Consider the following 14,525-nt stretch of genomic DNA (forward strand, 5'->3'; position numbering starts at 1 on the left):
GTCGCCAGCGTTCCCGAGAGGAGCACCCCATGAGCACGTCGCGCAACGGGCAGGACGCGGGCGGAGCGCCGGCGACCGGTGGCCGGCACACCGCGGGCGCCTATGACGTCCGGGTCGTCATCGCGGCCTTGATCGGGCTGTACGGCGTCGTCCTGATCGTCCTGGGCATCGTCGACTACGGCCCGGAGGAGGCCGCCAAGACCGGCGACGTGAACGCCAACCTGTGGGCCGGCATCGGCATGCTGGTCTTCGCGCTGGTCTTCGTCGCCTGGACCCGGCTGCGGCCGGTGGTCGTCGAGGACGGCGAGGCGGTCGAGGACCCCACCGGGGGAGCGGACAGCGCAGGACGCTAGCCCCGGCAGCACGCGAGGACGGCCCGCAGCGGGTGCCCGCTGCGGGCCGTCCTCGCGTCCGGCGTCAGTCCGCTGCCACCCCGAGCAGCTCGCCGTCGGCCGGCAGCCCGTCGGTGCCGTCGGTGGCGCCGCCCCGGAAGGCCATCGGCAGGCCGGCTGAGGCGGCCAGCCGGGGTGAGTCGCAGAGCTGGACGTGCAGGTGGGGCTCGCTGCTGTTGCCGGAGTTGCCGCACTCGGCCAGCTGCTGGCCGGCCACCACCCGGTCGCCCGGCCGGACCCGGACCGAGCCCTTGCGGAGGTGGACGAGCGCGGCGCACGCCCCGTCGTCGGCCCGGACGACGACGTGGTTGCCGGCGAGCCAGCGGGCGCCGCCCAGCTGCCGGACCGAGCCCTCGACCACCAGCAAGAACAGGATCGACAGCCAGCCGCTGCGGGCCCGGTGGTCGCGCCGCCGCTGGTGCACGCGCGCCACGACCCCGTCGACCGGGCTGTGCAGCGGCCGGCCGAACGCCGGGTACTCCTCGGGCCGGCGCCACTGGCCGCCCGAGCCGAACTCCGGGCGGCTCCCGTCGGGCGGGTCGAGCACCAGGTCGATCGCGTGGGTCTGGCCCAGGCTGTGCACGCCGTGCGAGGGGACCTTCGACGCCGGGGAGTTCAGCGCCCGCCACGGTCCCTGCACGGGAGGGGCGACCAGCCGCACCGGCGCGGCGGGCGGTGCCACCCGGTCCAGCAGGAGGAAGCCGATCAGCACGACCATCCCGGGGACGCCCGTCCCGGGGAGCACCTCGAGCACGTCGACCAGGATCAGCAGGACGCCGAGCGCGGGCAGCGGTGGTCGGACCCGGGCCGCCAGCCGGCGCAGCCCCGGCCCGGTCGCGGTGCCCGTCCTCGTCGCGCCGTCGCTCACGACGACACCGCCGCGAGCACCACGAGCAGCGGCACGACCCGCTCAGCCGGTACCCCGTAGGCGCCCCGGCCCGTCGTGCGCAGCCAGCCGGCGCTGGTGAGCTGGCGCAGGTGGTGGTGCAGCTGCCCGGTGGTGCCCAGGCCGGGGAGGGCGGCCAGCGCCGCGGTCGTGGTGGTCCCGCCGAGCACCTCGCGCAGCAGTCGCAGCCGCACCGGGTGGGCCAGCGCGGACAGGCTCGTGGCCAGCACGTCGTCGTCCGCCGGGTCCGCGGTGCGCAGCTCCTCGACGTCGTGCGTCCGCTGCCAGGCGTACTCCTCGCCGCCGGGCAGGCGCACCTGCCCGCCGTAGGCCACCGCGCCACCGGGCAGCTCGGCCGCCTCGGCGGCCAGCGCCTGGAGCAGCCAGAACCGCTCCGGCGTCGGCACCCCGGCCGGTGCGGTCTCCAGTCGCGCTTCCAGCGCGGCCAGCCGTTCCTCGATCCGGGTCAACCGGGCATCGTCCACCCGCCAGACAGTACGGAACTACGTAGGGACGAACAAGCGTCTCAGCGGGCGGCGCGGGAGATCGCCACGGCGGCGTCCAGGACGGCGCTGACCACCTCGGGGCTGGGGCGGCGGCCCAGCCGTTCGACCGGTCCGGAGATCGACACGGCGCCCAGCACACCGCCGGTCCCGTCCCGCACCGGGGCGGACAGCGAGGCGACGCCGGCCTCGCGCTCGGCGACGCTGTGCGCCCAGCCGCGGCGGCGGACGTCGAGCAGCGTGCGAGCGGTGAAGCTGGCCGCCGGCAGCAGGGCGGTGACCTCCTCGGCGGGGGAGAAGGCCAGCAGCACGTGCGCGGCCGAGCCGGCGGTCAGGGGGAGGCGGGCGCCCAGGGGCACGGTGTCGCGGAGCCCGCTGGCGCGCTCGGCGACGGCGATGCACACCCGGCTGCCGCCGTCGCGCACGTAGAACTGGGCGCTCTCGCCCGTGCTGTCGCGCAGCACGGCCAGGTGTCGACCGGCGAGGTCGCCGAGGTCGACGCCGCCCCGGCCGAGCTCGGCCAGCGCCGGGCCGGGGGCCCAGGTCCCGGTGTCGGTCCGGCGCAGCAGCCGGTGCGCTTCCAGCGCCGTGGCGAGCCGGTGCGCGGTCGCCCGCGGCAGCTCCGTGCGCGCCACCAGCTCGGCGAGGCTGGCCGGCTCGGCCGAGACCGCGCGGAGGATGGCCACGGCTTTGTCCAGGACCGCGACGGGGTTAGGCTGTCCCACGCAGCAATACTCGCATCCCAACATGTGAGATGGCAACGAGGAGGACCCCGTGGGCAGGACCCTGGCGCAGAAGGTGTACGAGCAGCACGTCGTCCGGCGGACGGCGGGAGAGCCCGACCTGCTCTACATCGACCTCCACCTCGTGCACGAGGTGACCAGCCCGCAGGCCTTCGACGGGCTGCGGGCCGCCGGGCGCACCGTGCGCCGGCCGGACCTGACCATGGCCACCGAGGACCACAACGTCCCGACCCTGGACATCCTCGCCCCGATCGCCGACCCGGTCTCCCGCGCCCAGGTCCAGGCGCTGCGGAACAACGCCGCCGAGTTCGGCATCCGGCTGGCCCCGATGGGCGACCGGGACCAGGGGATCGTGCACGTCATCGGCCCGCAGCTGGGGCTCACCCAGCCGGGCATGACCATCGTGTGCGGCGACAGCCACACCTCCACCCACGGCGCCTTCGGTGCGCTGGCCTTCGGCATCGGCACCAGCGAGGTCGAGCACGTGCTGGCCACCCAGACGCTGCCGCAGCTGCCGGCCAAGCAGATGGCGGTGACCGTCGACGGCGAGCTGCCGCCGGGCGTCTCGGCGAAGGACGTCATCCTCGCCGTCATCGCCCAGATCGGCACCGGCGGCGGCCAGGGGCACGTCATCGAGTACCGGGGCAGCGCGATCCAGGCGCTGTCCATGGAGGCCCGGATGACGATCTGCAACATGTCGATCGAGGCCGGCGCCCGCGCCGGACTGATCGCCCCCGACCAGACGACGTTCGACTTCCTGGCCGGCCGCCCGCACGCCCCCCAGGGTGCCGACTGGGACGCCGCCGTCGCGCACTGGTCGACGCTCACCACCGACGACGACGCCGTCTTCGACCACGAGGTGCACATCGACGCGGCCGCGCTGACCCCCTACGTCACCTGGGGCACCAACCCGGGCCAGGGGCTGCCGATCGACGCGTCGGTGCCCGACCCGGCCACGATCGCCGACGAGAACGAGCGCCGGGCCGCCGAGTCGGCGCTGGCCTACATGGGGCTGACCGCCGGCACCCCGCTGCGCGAGATCGACGTCGACACCGTCTTCCTCGGGTCGTGCACCAACGGCCGGATCGAGGACCTCCGGGTCGCCGCCGCCCTGCTGAAGGGCAAGCACGTCGACGCCGACACCCGGATGCTCGTCGTCCCCGGTTCGGTGCAGGTCAAGTTGCAGGCGGAGGCCGAGGGGCTGGACCAGGTGTTCCTGGACGCAGGCGCGGAGTGGCGGGGGGCGGGCTGCTCGATGTGCCTGGGCATGAACCCCGACCAGCTGAAGCCGGGCGAGCGCGCGGCCTCCACCAGCAACCGCAACTTCCAGGGCCGGCAGGGCAAGGGCGGGCGCACCCACCTGGTCTCCCCGGCCGTCGCCGCGGCGACCGCGCTCACCGGCCGGCTCACCGCTCCCGCCGACCTGCCCGACGCCCCGATCCCCGCTGGAGTCTGACCGAGATGGACGCCTTCACCACGCACACCGGCACCGCCGCCCCGCTGCGGCGCAGCAACGTCGACACCGACCAGATCATCCCGGCCGAGTACCTCAAGCGGATCACCCGCACCGGGTTCGAGGACGGCCTGTTCGTCGCCTGGCGCACAGGAGAGCCGGACTTCGTGCTCAACCAGCCGCAGTACGCCGACGCCTCGATCCTGGTCGCCGGGCCCGACTTCGGCACCGGTTCCTCGCGGGAGCACGCGGTCTGGGCGCTGCTGGACGGCGGCTTCCGGGTGGTGATCAGCTCCCGGTTCGCCGACATCTTCAAGAACAACTCGACCAAGTCGGGGCTGCTCACCGTGCTGATGGCCGAGCCGGAGGTCGAGGCGCTGTGGGCCGCGATCGAGGCGGACCCGGCCACTCCGGTGACCGTGGACCTGCGGGCGAAGCGGGTCACCTACGACTCGGTCACGGTGCCGTTCGAGACCGACGACTACACCCGGTGGCGGCTGCTGGAGGGGCTCGACGACGTCGGCCTCACCGAGCGGCACCTCGACGACATCACCGCGTTCGAGGCGCAGCGCCCGGCCTGGCTGCCCCGCTCCCTGCCGGCGCTCCCCTCCTGAGGGAGGCCCGCCCGGTCGGGCGGGCTCGGATCAGCTCCGGCCGGCGGTGCTCGGCGTCAGCGTGCCGGCCGGGGCCGCGGGGTCGGCGGTGAAGTCCCGGTAGTAGTCGGCGACCAGGGCACCGGGCCGGCCGCCGAGCGCCCACACGCTGCCCTTGGCCGACGGCGGCCACAGCGCGCCGGCGGTGCCGTGCCACCGCACCCCGAGGGCGAGCAGCACCGCGGGGATGGCGCCGCCCTGGCTGCAGATGACCACCGGGCCGTCGGCGTCGGCGTCGGCCAGCAGGCCGCTCACCAGTTCGACGCCGGCCTGCGGGTCGGCGTCGAACCCCTCCTCGCCCAGTTCGGGCACCGCCCCCACGGTGGTCCCCAGCTCGCGGGCCAGCGGGTCGAGGGTCTGCTCGCAGCGCACCGGTGGGGCGGCCAGCAGCCGGGCCGGCCCGAAGACCGGCAGGACGGCGGCCAGCGTCGCGGCCTGCGCGCGGCCCCGCCGGTCCAGCGGGCGCTGGTCGTCCGGGCCGTCCCAGTCCGACCGGTCGCCGGCCGAGGCGTGCCGCACCAGCAGCACCCGAGGCGCCCGGGGCACGTCGGTGCGGGCCAGGTCCTCGAGCACCGCCCGGTCGTGGCTGTGGGTGACCAGCTCGACGGCCTGCGGGACGGGCAGCCAGCGCAGCTCGTCGACCTCGTCGTTGGGGGCGAACGCGCCGCCGACGGCCGCCATGACCCAGTAGTCCACCCGCTTGGGGCCATGCCGGGTCTCGTAGCGGGTCTGCACGCTGCGCCGGCCGACGGACACCTGCAGGCCGGTCTCCTCGCCGACCTCCCGGACGGCGGTGACCAGTGGGTGCTCACCCGCGTCCAGCTTGCCCTTGGGCAGCGACCAGTCGTCGTACTTCGGCCGGTGCACCACCGCGGTCTCGACCGCGCCACCGTCCCCGGTGCGCCACACCACGCCGCCGGCGGCAGCGATCAACCGGTCGTCCTCAGCCAGTGCTCTCACCGCGCATCGCCAGCAGCTCCTTCTGGTTGTCCCGCTCCCCGGTGCGGTGCCAGGTGGCATCGCCGGCCAGCTGCCAGCTGCGCACGTCGGGGGCCATCGCCTCGTCGAACACCCGCTTCAGCTGGCGGGCAGCCACCGGGTCGTTGACCCGGAGCAGCACCTCGACCCGCCGGTCCAGGTTCCGGTGCATCAGGTCCGAGCTGCCCAGCCACCACTCCGGTGAACCGTCGTTGGCGAAGTTGACCACCCGGGAGTGCTCGAGGAACCGGCCGACGATCGAGCGGACCCGGATGTTCTCGCTCAGCCCCGGCACACCGGGGCGCAGTGCGCAGATGCCCCGGATGACCAGCTCCACCGGCACGCCGGCCAACGACGCCTCGTAGAGCGCGTCGATGATCTGCTCGTCGACCAGCGAGTTCACCTTGATCCGGATGCCCGAGGGCCGGCCCTCCGCGGCGTGCCGGGCCTCGCGGCGGATCTTCTCGACCAGACCGGCGCGGATCCCGTGCGGGGCGACCATCAGCGACCGGTAGGTGGTCTGCCGGGAGTAGCCGGTGAGGGTGTTGAACAGGTCGGTGAGGTCCGCGCCCACCCGGGGGTCGGCGGTGAGGATGCCGAGGTCCTCGTAGATCCGGGCGGTCTTCGGGTTGTAGTTGCCGGTGCCGATGTGGCAGTACCGGCGGATCACCCCGTGCTCCATCCGGACGACCAGTGCGGTCTTGCAGTGGGTCTTCAGGCCGACCAGCCCGTAGACGACGTGGCAGCCGGCCCGCTCCAGCGAGCGGGCCCAGCTGATGTTGGCCTCCTCGTCGAACCGGGCCTTGATCTCGACCAGGACGACGACCTGCTTGCCCGCCTGGGCCGCCTCGATCAGCGCCGAGACGATCGGGGAGTCACCCGACGTGCGGTACAGCGTCTGCTTGATCGCCAGCACGTGCGGGTCGGCGGCGGCCTGCTCGATGAAGCGCTGCACGCTGGTGGCGAAGGAGTCGTAGGGGTGGTGCACCAGCACGTCCCCCTCCCGCAGCGTGGCGAACACGCTCTTGGGGGTCTCGCCCTCGCTGAGCCGGGGGTGGGTGGCCGGCACGAACGGCTCGTCCTTGAGCTCGGGCCGGTCCAGGTCGTAGAGCGCCATCAGCGAGCCGAGGTCGAGCAGCCCGGGCACCGAGACGACGTCGGCCGGGCTGATCTCCAGCTCGTGCACCAGGACGTCGAGGATCTGCGGGTCCATCGTCTCGGTGACCTCCAGCCGCACGGCCGGGCCGAACCGGCGCCGGGCCAGCTCGCGCTCCAGCGCCTGGAGCAGGTCCTCGTCGCGGTCCTCCTCGACCTCCAGGTCGGCGTTGCGGGTGACCCGGAACAGGTGGTGGTCGATCACGTCCAGGCCGGGGAACAGCGCGGTCAGGTGCGCCGCGATCAGGTCCTCCAGCGGGAGGAACACCGCCTCGGCGTCCGTGCTGTGCGTGTTCGTCCCGATCGGGATGAACCGCGGCACGTTGTTGGGCACCTTGATCCGGGCGAAGCGGGGGGCGCCGGTGTCCGGGTCGCGCACCGAGACGGCGAGGTTCAGCGAGAGCCCGCTGATGTAGGGGAAGGGGTGCGCGGGGTCGACCGCCAGCGGCGTGAGCACGGGGAAGACCTGGTCCCGGAAGTACTCCCGCAGCCGCATCGCGTCGGCCTCGGCCAGGTCCGACCAGTGGATGATCCGGATGCCCTGCTCGGCCAGCCGCGGCGCCACGTCCTTGTCGAAGACGCTGGCGTGCCGGTGGACCAGGGCCTGGGTGCGCTCGGTGACCCGGGCCAGCTGCTCCCGGATGGTCAGGCCGTCGGGGGAGCGCACGGTCAGCCCGGTGCTCTGCCGGCGCTTCATCCCGGCGATGCGGACCATGAAGAACTCGTCGAGGTTGCTGGCGAAGATCGACAGGAACTTCACCCGCTCCAGCAACGGCAGGCCGTCGTCCTCGGCCAGCTCGAGGACCCGCGAGTTGAAGTCCAGCCACGAGAGCTCGCGATTGAGGAAGCGGTCGGCGGGCAGCGGTGGAGAGGCAGCGGGCACGGGTCGATCCTGCCTCACCTGGCGGTGGAGGAGAGGAACCCCGTCGTCCGGGGCCCGACCCCGAGGTGCCGGGCGGCCGCCAGGTCGGCGGGGGTGTCGACGTCCCGGCGGAGCCCGGGCCAGTCCCCGGTCAGGGCGACCGCCCCGCTCCCGGTGTGGGCGGCGGCGGACCCGGGGCCGAAGCGCGGGTCGAGCTCCCCGGCGGACACGGCCAGGAGCGTCGTCCCGGTGCCCGCGGTGTCGGCGACGAAGCTGCGCGGCCGGTCAGCTGCCTCGGCCAGCGCGCCGGACAGCTCGTCGGTCCGGAGGGCGGGCAGGTCGGAGTGCAGCGCGGCCAGCGGCCCGGCGCCGGCGGCCCGGGCGATGCGGGCACCGTGCTCCACTGCGGCGTTGAGGCCACGTCCGGGCCGGTCGTCGACCGCGCGCGCGCCCAGGCCGGTGACCACGGCGGCGGCCCGTCGGTCGTCGGTGACCACGAGCACCAGGCCGACGGCGGGGCTGGCCAGTGCCGCGGCCACGGTGTCGCCCAGCAGGGCCAGCACCAGCTCCGCGTGCACTGCCGGGGTGCCGGCGGTCATCGGCGCCAGCCGGGTCTTGGCCGCGGCGAGCCGCTTGGCCGGGACGACGACCGACCACCGCTGCACCGGCCAAGCTCAGCACACCGGCTCCGGGGTGGGTGCACGACCGGTGGCGGGGGGCCACTGCGCAGGTCGCCGCGGGAGGTGATCTGCTCCCCCCACCACAGTCCTCCGGCCCCGAGGAGCCCGCCGCGATGAGCACCACCCCCGACCGCACCGCCGAGGTCGCCGCCGCCGCGGCGGGCCACCTGGAGTCGTGGCTGGAGCACCAGCGCCGCCGGCTGCGGGTGCCGGGCGTGCAGGCCGCCGTCCGGGTCGGTGGCGAGCTGGTGCTGGACACCGCGCTGGGGGTCGCCGACACCGACAGCGAGGCGCCACTGACCCCCGGCCACCTGTTCCGGATCGCCTCGCACTCCAAGACCTTCACCGCCACCGCGGTGCTGCAGCTGGTCGAGGCCGGGCGGATGCGGCTGGACGACCCGATCGGGCAGTGGGTGCCGGCGCTCGAGGGGTCGGCGCTGGCCGCGGTCACCGTGCGGGAACTGCTCGGTCACCAGGGCGGCGTCATCCGGGACGGCGGGGACAACGACCACTGGCAGCTGGGCCGGCCCTTCCCGGACGCGGAGCTGCTGCTGCGCATCGCGGTCGAGGAGGGCGCGGTCTTCGAGCGCAACGAGCACTTCAAGTACTCCAACATCGGCTACTCGCTGCTCGGGTCGGCGATCGAGGCGGTGACCGGCGCCTCCTACGCCGAGCACGTGCAGCGCGCGGTGCTCGACCCCCTGGGCCTGGCCGACACCGGCCCGGAGTGGGACCCGGCCCGGGCCGGCGAGCACGCCACCGGGCACACCGGCCTGCTGGACGGGGAGGACACCCGGCTGGCCATCCCGGCCGTGGACACCCGGGCGATGGCCGCCGCGACCGGCTTCTGGTCGACCGCCCGCGACCTCACCGCCTTCGGCACGGCCCTGACGACCGGCGACACCCGGCTGCTGCGGGAGGACACCAAGCGGCTCATGCGCCGGCCGGAGTCCGAGATCCGCGCGCACGGCGCCCCGCCGCGGCACTACGGCCTGGGGCTGGACCTGCGGACGGTCGGTGAGCGCCGGCTGGTCGGGCACAGCGGCGGCTTCCCGGGGCACATCACCCGCACCTGGATCGACCCGGAGGCCCAGGTCGTCGTCACCGTGCTGACCAACGCGGTGGACGGGCCGGCCGACCTGCTGGCGCGTGGACTGTTCGGCCTCCTCGACCTGGCGCTGGCCGCCCCCGCCGGGGAGCCGCAGCCCCCGGCGGCGGAGCTGGCCCGCTACGCCGGGCGCTTCGTGAACCTCTGGGGGGCCACGGACGTCGCGCTGCTGGGCGGCCGGCTGGTGCTGCTGCACCCCAGCGCGCCCGAGCCGGCCGAGGAGCACCTCGAGCTCACCGTCGAGGGCCCGGACACCCTGCGCCAGGAGGCGGTCGCCGGGTTCGGGGCGGCCGGGGAGACGGTGCAGTACACCTGGGCCGAGGACGGCACCGCGGCGTCGGTGCGGTTCGGGGGCATCTCGGCCTGGCCGGCCGAGGTCTTCCGGGCGCAGCGGGCTGCCCAGGTCCGCGCCGGCGGGGCCGGCCGATGACCGCGCTGCTGCTGCGGTCGGCCCGGGTGGACGGCCGGACCCGCGACGTCCTGGTCGCCGACGGGCGGGTGCGGGCGATCGCCGACGACCTGTCCTCCGGTGCCCCGGGGCTCGACCGGCTCCCCGTCCCGCTGGAGGTGGTGGACCTGGCCGGGGCCGTGCTGCTGCCCGGCCTGCAGGACGCGCACACCCACCTGGAGCAGTGGGCCGCGACCCAGCGGCGGGTCGACGTCTCCGCGGCGCAGTCGGCGAAGGAGGCCGCCGCCCTGATGGCCGCCGCGCTGGCTGCCGCGCCGCCCGCACCGGCAGCGGTGGTGCTGGGCCACGGCTTCCGGGACGCGCTGTGGGCCGAGCCGGCCACCGCCGCCGTCCTGGACGACGCCCTGGCCGGGGTGGCGCCGCCGGACACCAGCGTCGTCCTGGTCAGCGGCGACCTGCACACCACCTGGGCGAACACCGCCGCCACGCGGCGCTTCGGCCTGAGCGACCCGACCGGGGTGGTGCTGGAGCAGGAGGCGATGGACGTCGTGGCCCGGGCCGCCCGGGTCGACCCGGCCGTCCTGGACGGCTGGGTGCTGGACGCCATGGTCGCGGCGGCGGCGCGTGGCCTCACCTCCGTCGTCGACCTCGAGTACGGGGACCTGGTCAGCTCCTGGGCCCGGCGGGCCGGGCTGCGGGAGGGCGGTCCCGCGCTGCGCGTTCGGGCCGGGGTCTGGATCGACCGGCTGGAGGAGGCGATCGCCGCCGGGCTCCGCAGCGGCGACCCGCTGCCCGGGGTGAGCGACCCGGTCGCCGCCGACCGGGTGCGGATGGGCCCGCTGAAGGTGTTCGTCGACGGCTCGCTCGGCACCCGCACCGCCTTCTGCCACGACCCGTACCCGGGGGCGGCGGGGGAGGACGCGCACGGGGTGCTGCGCACCCCGCCGGCCGAGCTGGAGCGGCTGCTGCGCCGGGGGGCCGCGGCCGGGCTGGACCTCGCCGTGCACGCCATCGGCGACCGGGCCGCCGCGGTCGCGCTGGACGGGTTCGCCGCCGCTGGCTGCACCGGCCGGATCGAGCACGCCCAGCAGGTGCACGACGCGGACCTGCCGCGCTTCGCCCAGCTCGGCGTCGTCGCCAGCGTGCAGCCCCGGCACGCCCTCGACGACCGGGACGCCGCCGACCAGCACTGGGCCGAGGGGACGGCGCGGGCCTTCCCCTACCGGTCGCTGGTCGACGCCGGCGCCGAGATCGTGCTCGGCTCCGACGCGCCGGTGGCCCCGCTGGACCCCTGGGACGGCATCGCCAGCGCCGTCCACCGGTCCCTGGACGACCGCCCGGCCTGGCACCCCGAGCAGCACCTGGACCTGGACACCGCACTGGCCGCGGCCAGTGGTGGACGCCGCGTCGTCCGGGTCGGGGACGTGGCCGACCTGGTGGTCCTGGCGGAGCCGCCCGCGACCGTCCTGGCCCGGGACGGTGCCGACGGACTCCGGGCGACGCAGGTGCTGGCCACCCTGGTCGGCGGCCGGTTCACCCACCGAGCACCCGAGCTCGGCTGACGGGCGCGCGGGAGGTCGCCGCCCGACACCCGGGGGCGCGTGCCGGCCGATCCGGGCCGGGGGGCACGATCATGGGCTGGGTCGTCGGTGCAGCGCCGGCGGGCCACGAGACGGAAGGGGGCCCGGTGTCCGAGCACCTGTCACCGAGCGCGGCCACCGTGCCCGCTCCACGCGACCGGCGCCCCTCCCGCCGGCGGACCCGTCGCCCGGTGCCCTGGGCGCTGCGGCTGTGCGTCGCGGTCGTGTACCCGTCGGCCTCCGCCGCCTTCCGGCTGAGGTACCACCACGCCGACCGGATCCCGCCCACCGGTGGCGTGCTGCTGGTCGCCAACCACGTCTCGGTGCTCGACCCGCTGGCCTGCGCCCGGCTGGTCTGGGACGCCGGCCGGGCCCCGCACTTCCTGGCCAAGGACACCCTCTTCAGCGGCGTGGCCGGCGCCATCCTGCGGGGGGCCGGGCAGATCCCGGTGTCGCGTGGCTCCAGCGCGGCCAGCTCCTCGGTGCACGCGGCGAAGGCGGCGCTGGACGCCGGGGACGTCGTGGTGGTCTATCCGGAGGGCTCGGTCACCCGGGACCCGGACTGGTGGCCGATGCAGGCGCGCTCCGGGGTCGCCCGGCTCGCGCTGACCACCGAGGCGATGGTGCTGCCGGTCGCCCAGTGGGGTCCGCAGCGGGTGCACGACTACCACACCAAGACCCTGCACCGGCGGCTGCGGACCCCGGTGGAGCACCTGGTGGGCGAGCCGATCGACCTCTCCGAGCAGCGCGCGCGGGTGCGGGCCGGCGCGCCGCTGACCCCCGAGCTGCTGCGCGAGGTGACGGACCTGCTGATGGCCCGCGTGCGCGACCAGCTCGGTGAGCTGCGGGGTGAGCAGCCCCCGGCGCAGTTCCACCCGAGGCCGTCCCGCACGCTCCCCGGCGACCTGCCCGGAGCGGCCGCATGACCCGCGCCGCCGTGCTGGGCGCCGGCTCGTGGGGCACCACCTTCGCCAAGGTGCTCGCCGACGCCGGGTGCTCGGTGACCCTGCACGCCCGCCGTCCCGAGCTGGTCGCGACGATCACCGCGACCCGGGAGAACGCCGACTACCTGCCGGGCGTGCGGCTGCCCGACGCGGTGCGGGCCACCGTCGACGCGGCCGAGGCGCTCGACGGCGCGGACGTCGTCGTGCTGGCGGTCCCCAGCCAGACGCTGCGGGCCAACCTGACCGGCTGGGCGCCGCTGCTGCCCCCCGACTCCTCGTTGCTGTCGCTGATGAAGGGCGTGGAGCTCGGCACGACCAAGCGGATGAGCGAGGTGATCTGCGAGGTCACCGGCGCCGGCGCCGGCCGGGTGGCGGCGCTCTCCGGGCCCAACCTGGCCCGGGAGATCGCCGAGGAGCAGCCCTCGGCCACGGTGATCGCCTGTGTGGACGCCGACCGGGCCGCGGCGCTGCAGGCGGCGTGCCACACCCGTTACTTCCGGCCGTACACCAACCCGGACCTGGTCGGCTGCGAGCTGGGCGGTGCGGTCAAGAACGTGATCGCGCTGGCCTGCGGGGTGGCCGCCGGCCTCGGCTTCGGTGACAACACGCGGGCCTCGCTGATCACCCGCGGCCTGGCCGAGACCGCCCGGCTGGGCATCGCCCTCGGCGCCGACGTCACCACCTTCGCCGGGCTCGCCGGGCTGGGCGACCTGGTGGCCACCTGCTCCTCGCCGCTGTCGCGCAACCGCACCTTCGGTGAGCACCTCGGCCAGGGGATGTCGGTCGCCGAGGTGGAGCAGATCACCCGGCAGACCGCCGAGGGCGTGAAGAGCTGCCGCTCGGTGCTGGACCTGGCCCGTGCCCACGGGGTCGACGTGCCGATCACCGAGGCGGTGGTCCGGGTCTGCCACGAGGGCGAGTCCGCCGCGCAGATGGTGCGCGAGATGATGTCCCGAGAGGCCAAGCCGGAGTAGACCCCCCGGGTCGCCGTCGCACACCCGTGGAGGACCGTCCGTGACCACCCCTGAACTGCCCCCTGTGCTCGGCGACGGCACCCGGCTGGTGCACGCCGGGGACGACCCGGCGGTGCCGGGCACCCCGCTCCGCCCGTCGCCGGTCTTCGCCGCGCCGTACCACCTCGGCGACGAGGCGCCCGGCTGGCAGGGCGCCGACGGCTACGCCCGTCCGGACAACCCGACGCTGCGGGTGTTCGAACGCGCGGTCGGCGAGCTGGACGGTGGCGACTGCCTGTCCTTCGCCACCGGGATGGCGGCGATCAGCTCCGCCGTCCTGGCGCTCGTCGCCCCCGGCGACCGGGTCGTGCTGCCCGCGGACGGCTACTACGCCACCCGGGTGCTGGCCCGCGACGAGCTGGCTCGCTTCGGGGTGCAGGTGCAGCTCGTGCCCACCCTGGAGATCGAGGACGTCGCCGCCCGCGGGGACCTCGACGGCGCCCGACTGGTGCTGCTGGAGACCCCCAGCAACCCGCAGCTGGACGTCTGCGACATCGCCGCCGTCGCCCGGGCCACGCAGGCCTCCGGCGCGGTGCTGGTGGTGGACAACACCACGGCGAGCCCGATCGGGCAGCGCCCGCTCGCGCTGGGCGCCGACGTCACCGTGGGCTCGGACACCAAGGCCCTGACCGGGCACAGCGACGTCCTGCTCGGGCACGTGAGCACCGCCCGCACCGAGCGCGGCCGGGAGCTGCACACCCGGCTCGCCGCCTGGCGCAAGACCACCGGCAACACCCCCGGGGTGTTCGAGGCCTGGCTGGCGCACCGGTCGATGGGCACCCTGGACCTGCGGCTGGCCCGGCAGGCCGCCAACGCGGCCGCGCTGTCGGAGCTGCTGGCCGACCACCCGGCGGTCAGCGGTGTCCGGTGGCCCTGGCGGCCGCAGGACCCGTCGTACGCGCTGGCGACCCGGCAGATGCTGCGCCCCAACGGCGTGGTCTCCGCCGAGCTCGCCGACGCCGACGCCGTGGCCCGCCTGGTTCGCGGCAGCCGGCTGGTCGCGGCCGCGACCAGCTTCGGCGGCATCCACACCACCGTCGACCGGCGGGCCCAGTGGGGCGGGGACGCCGTCCCGGCCGGGTTCGTGCGGTTCTCCTGCGGCATCGAGGACACCGCCGACCTGGTGGCCGACCTGACCTCCGCGCTCGGGACCCTCGGCTAGGGTC

Annotated in this window: 14 protein-coding genes; 8 read left to right on the top strand and 6 right to left on the bottom strand. The window is 75.5% G+C overall.

Translation table 11 applies throughout. The features are described from left to right. Positions 1 to 29 precede the first annotated feature (29 nt). On the top strand, positions 30 to 353 hold the full coding sequence (locus O2V61_RS15585) for a hypothetical protein (protein ID WP_269184172.1): 324 nt from the start codon (positions 30 to 32) through the stop codon (positions 351 to 353). A gap of 64 nt (positions 354 to 417) precedes the next feature. Here the strand turns inward: O2V61_RS15585 and O2V61_RS15590 are convergent, their stop codons facing one another. The 3 genes from O2V61_RS15590 to O2V61_RS15600 are packed head-to-tail and all read right to left on the bottom strand — an operon-like array spanning position 418 to position 2,467. Continuing rightward, on the bottom strand, positions 418 to 1,260 hold the full coding sequence (locus tag O2V61_RS15590; protein ID WP_269184173.1) for a M23 family metallopeptidase: 843 nt from the start codon (positions 1,258 to 1,260) through the stop codon (positions 418 to 420). Continuing rightward, on the bottom strand, positions 1,257 to 1,763 hold the full coding sequence (locus O2V61_RS15595) for a helix-turn-helix domain-containing protein (protein ID WP_269184174.1): 507 nt from the start codon (positions 1,761 to 1,763) through the stop codon (positions 1,257 to 1,259). The genes O2V61_RS15590 and O2V61_RS15595 overlap by 4 nt, the downstream gene beginning before the upstream one ends. Before the next feature lie 41 nt (positions 1,764 to 1,804). Further along, positions 1,805 to 2,467, bottom strand: coding sequence for an IclR family transcriptional regulator (locus O2V61_RS15600; RefSeq protein ID WP_269184175.1), 663 nt, complete (start codon positions 2,465 to 2,467; stop codon positions 1,805 to 1,807). 88 nt (positions 2,468 to 2,555) lie between these two features. Here O2V61_RS15600 and leuC point away from each other — a divergent pair, with 88 nt between their 5' ends. Next, complete coding sequence (gene leuC, locus O2V61_RS15605) at positions 2,556 to 3,980, top strand: 3-isopropylmalate dehydratase large subunit (RefSeq protein ID WP_269184176.1); 1,425 nt, start codon at positions 2,556 to 2,558, stop codon at positions 3,978 to 3,980. 5 nt (positions 3,981 to 3,985) lie between these two features. Further along, the gene (gene leuD / locus O2V61_RS15610; RefSeq protein WP_269184177.1) at positions 3,986 to 4,591 is read left to right on the top strand and encodes a 3-isopropylmalate dehydratase small subunit; all 606 of its coding nucleotides are present in this window, start codon (positions 3,986 to 3,988) and stop codon (positions 4,589 to 4,591) included. 30 nt (positions 4,592 to 4,621) lie between these two features. Here the strand turns inward: leuD and O2V61_RS15615 are convergent, their stop codons facing one another. From O2V61_RS15615 to cofC, 3 genes are read right to left on the bottom strand one after another with little or no spacing between them, the layout of a single operon-like run. Continuing rightward, entirely contained in the window at positions 4,622 to 5,590 is a 969-nt protein-coding gene (locus tag O2V61_RS15615; RefSeq protein WP_269184178.1) for an NUDIX hydrolase, read from the bottom strand. Further along, positions 5,574 to 7,646: an RNA degradosome polyphosphate kinase gene (locus O2V61_RS15620; RefSeq protein WP_269184179.1), complete on the bottom strand. Its 2,073-nt coding sequence runs from the start codon at positions 7,644 to 7,646 to the stop codon at positions 5,574 to 5,576. Before O2V61_RS15620 ends, O2V61_RS15615 begins: the two co-directional genes overlap by 17 nt. Positions 7,647 to 7,660: 14 nt before the next feature. Next, positions 7,661 to 8,290: a 2-phospho-L-lactate guanylyltransferase gene (gene cofC / locus O2V61_RS15625; RefSeq protein ID WP_269184180.1), complete on the bottom strand. Its 630-nt coding sequence runs from the start codon at positions 8,288 to 8,290 to the stop codon at positions 7,661 to 7,663. Positions 8,291 to 8,418: 128 nt separating this feature from the next. Here cofC and O2V61_RS15630 point away from each other — a divergent pair, with 128 nt between their 5' ends. The 5 genes from O2V61_RS15630 to O2V61_RS15650 all read left to right on the top strand — a co-directional run bounded on the left by O2V61_RS15630 (position 8,419) and on the right by O2V61_RS15650 (position 14,521). After that, positions 8,419 to 9,843, top strand: a complete 1,425-nt coding sequence (locus O2V61_RS15630) for a serine hydrolase domain-containing protein (protein WP_269184181.1) — start codon at positions 8,419 to 8,421, stop codon at positions 9,841 to 9,843. Continuing rightward, positions 9,840 to 11,384, top strand: coding sequence for an amidohydrolase (locus O2V61_RS15635; protein WP_269184182.1), 1,545 nt, complete (start codon positions 9,840 to 9,842; stop codon positions 11,382 to 11,384). Before O2V61_RS15630 ends, O2V61_RS15635 begins: the two co-directional genes overlap by 4 nt. A 125-nt stretch (positions 11,385 to 11,509) precedes the next feature. Continuing rightward, positions 11,510 to 12,328 (top strand): lysophospholipid acyltransferase family protein, encoded by an 819-nt coding sequence (locus O2V61_RS15640; protein ID WP_269184183.1) that lies wholly within the window; start codon positions 11,510 to 11,512, stop codon positions 12,326 to 12,328. After that, on the top strand, positions 12,325 to 13,320 hold the full coding sequence (locus O2V61_RS15645; protein WP_269184184.1) for an NAD(P)H-dependent glycerol-3-phosphate dehydrogenase: 996 nt from the start codon (positions 12,325 to 12,327) through the stop codon (positions 13,318 to 13,320). The genes O2V61_RS15640 and O2V61_RS15645 overlap by 4 nt, the downstream gene beginning before the upstream one ends. Positions 13,321 to 13,360: 40 nt before the next feature. Beyond that, complete coding sequence (locus O2V61_RS15650) at positions 13,361 to 14,521, top strand: cystathionine gamma-lyase (RefSeq protein ID WP_269184185.1); 1,161 nt, start codon at positions 13,361 to 13,363, stop codon at positions 14,519 to 14,521. Positions 14,522 to 14,525 lie beyond the last annotated feature (4 nt).

This window comes from Modestobacter sp. VKM Ac-2985 (assembly GCF_026967925.1).
Taxonomy (GTDB): Bacteria; Actinomycetota; Actinomycetes; order Mycobacteriales; family Geodermatophilaceae; genus Modestobacter.

Excerpts from the sequence above, each read along its gene's own strand:
- O2V61_RS15585 (WP_269184172.1), top strand. The coding sequence starts at position 30 with ATGAGCACGTCGCGCAACGGGCAGGACGCGGGCGGAGCGCCGGCGACC.
- O2V61_RS15635 (WP_269184182.1), top strand. The coding sequence starts at position 9,840 with ATGACCGCGCTGCTGCTGCGGTCGGCCCGGGTGGACGGCCGGACCCGC.
- O2V61_RS15630 (WP_269184181.1), top strand. The coding sequence starts at position 8,419 with ATGAGCACCACCCCCGACCGCACCGCCGAGGTCGCCGCCGCCGCGGCG.
- O2V61_RS15645 (WP_269184184.1), top strand. The coding sequence starts at position 12,325 with ATGACCCGCGCCGCCGTGCTGGGCGCCGGCTCGTGGGGCACCACCTTC.
- leuD (WP_269184177.1), top strand. The coding sequence starts at position 3,986 with ATGGACGCCTTCACCACGCACACCGGCACCGCCGCCCCGCTGCGGCGC.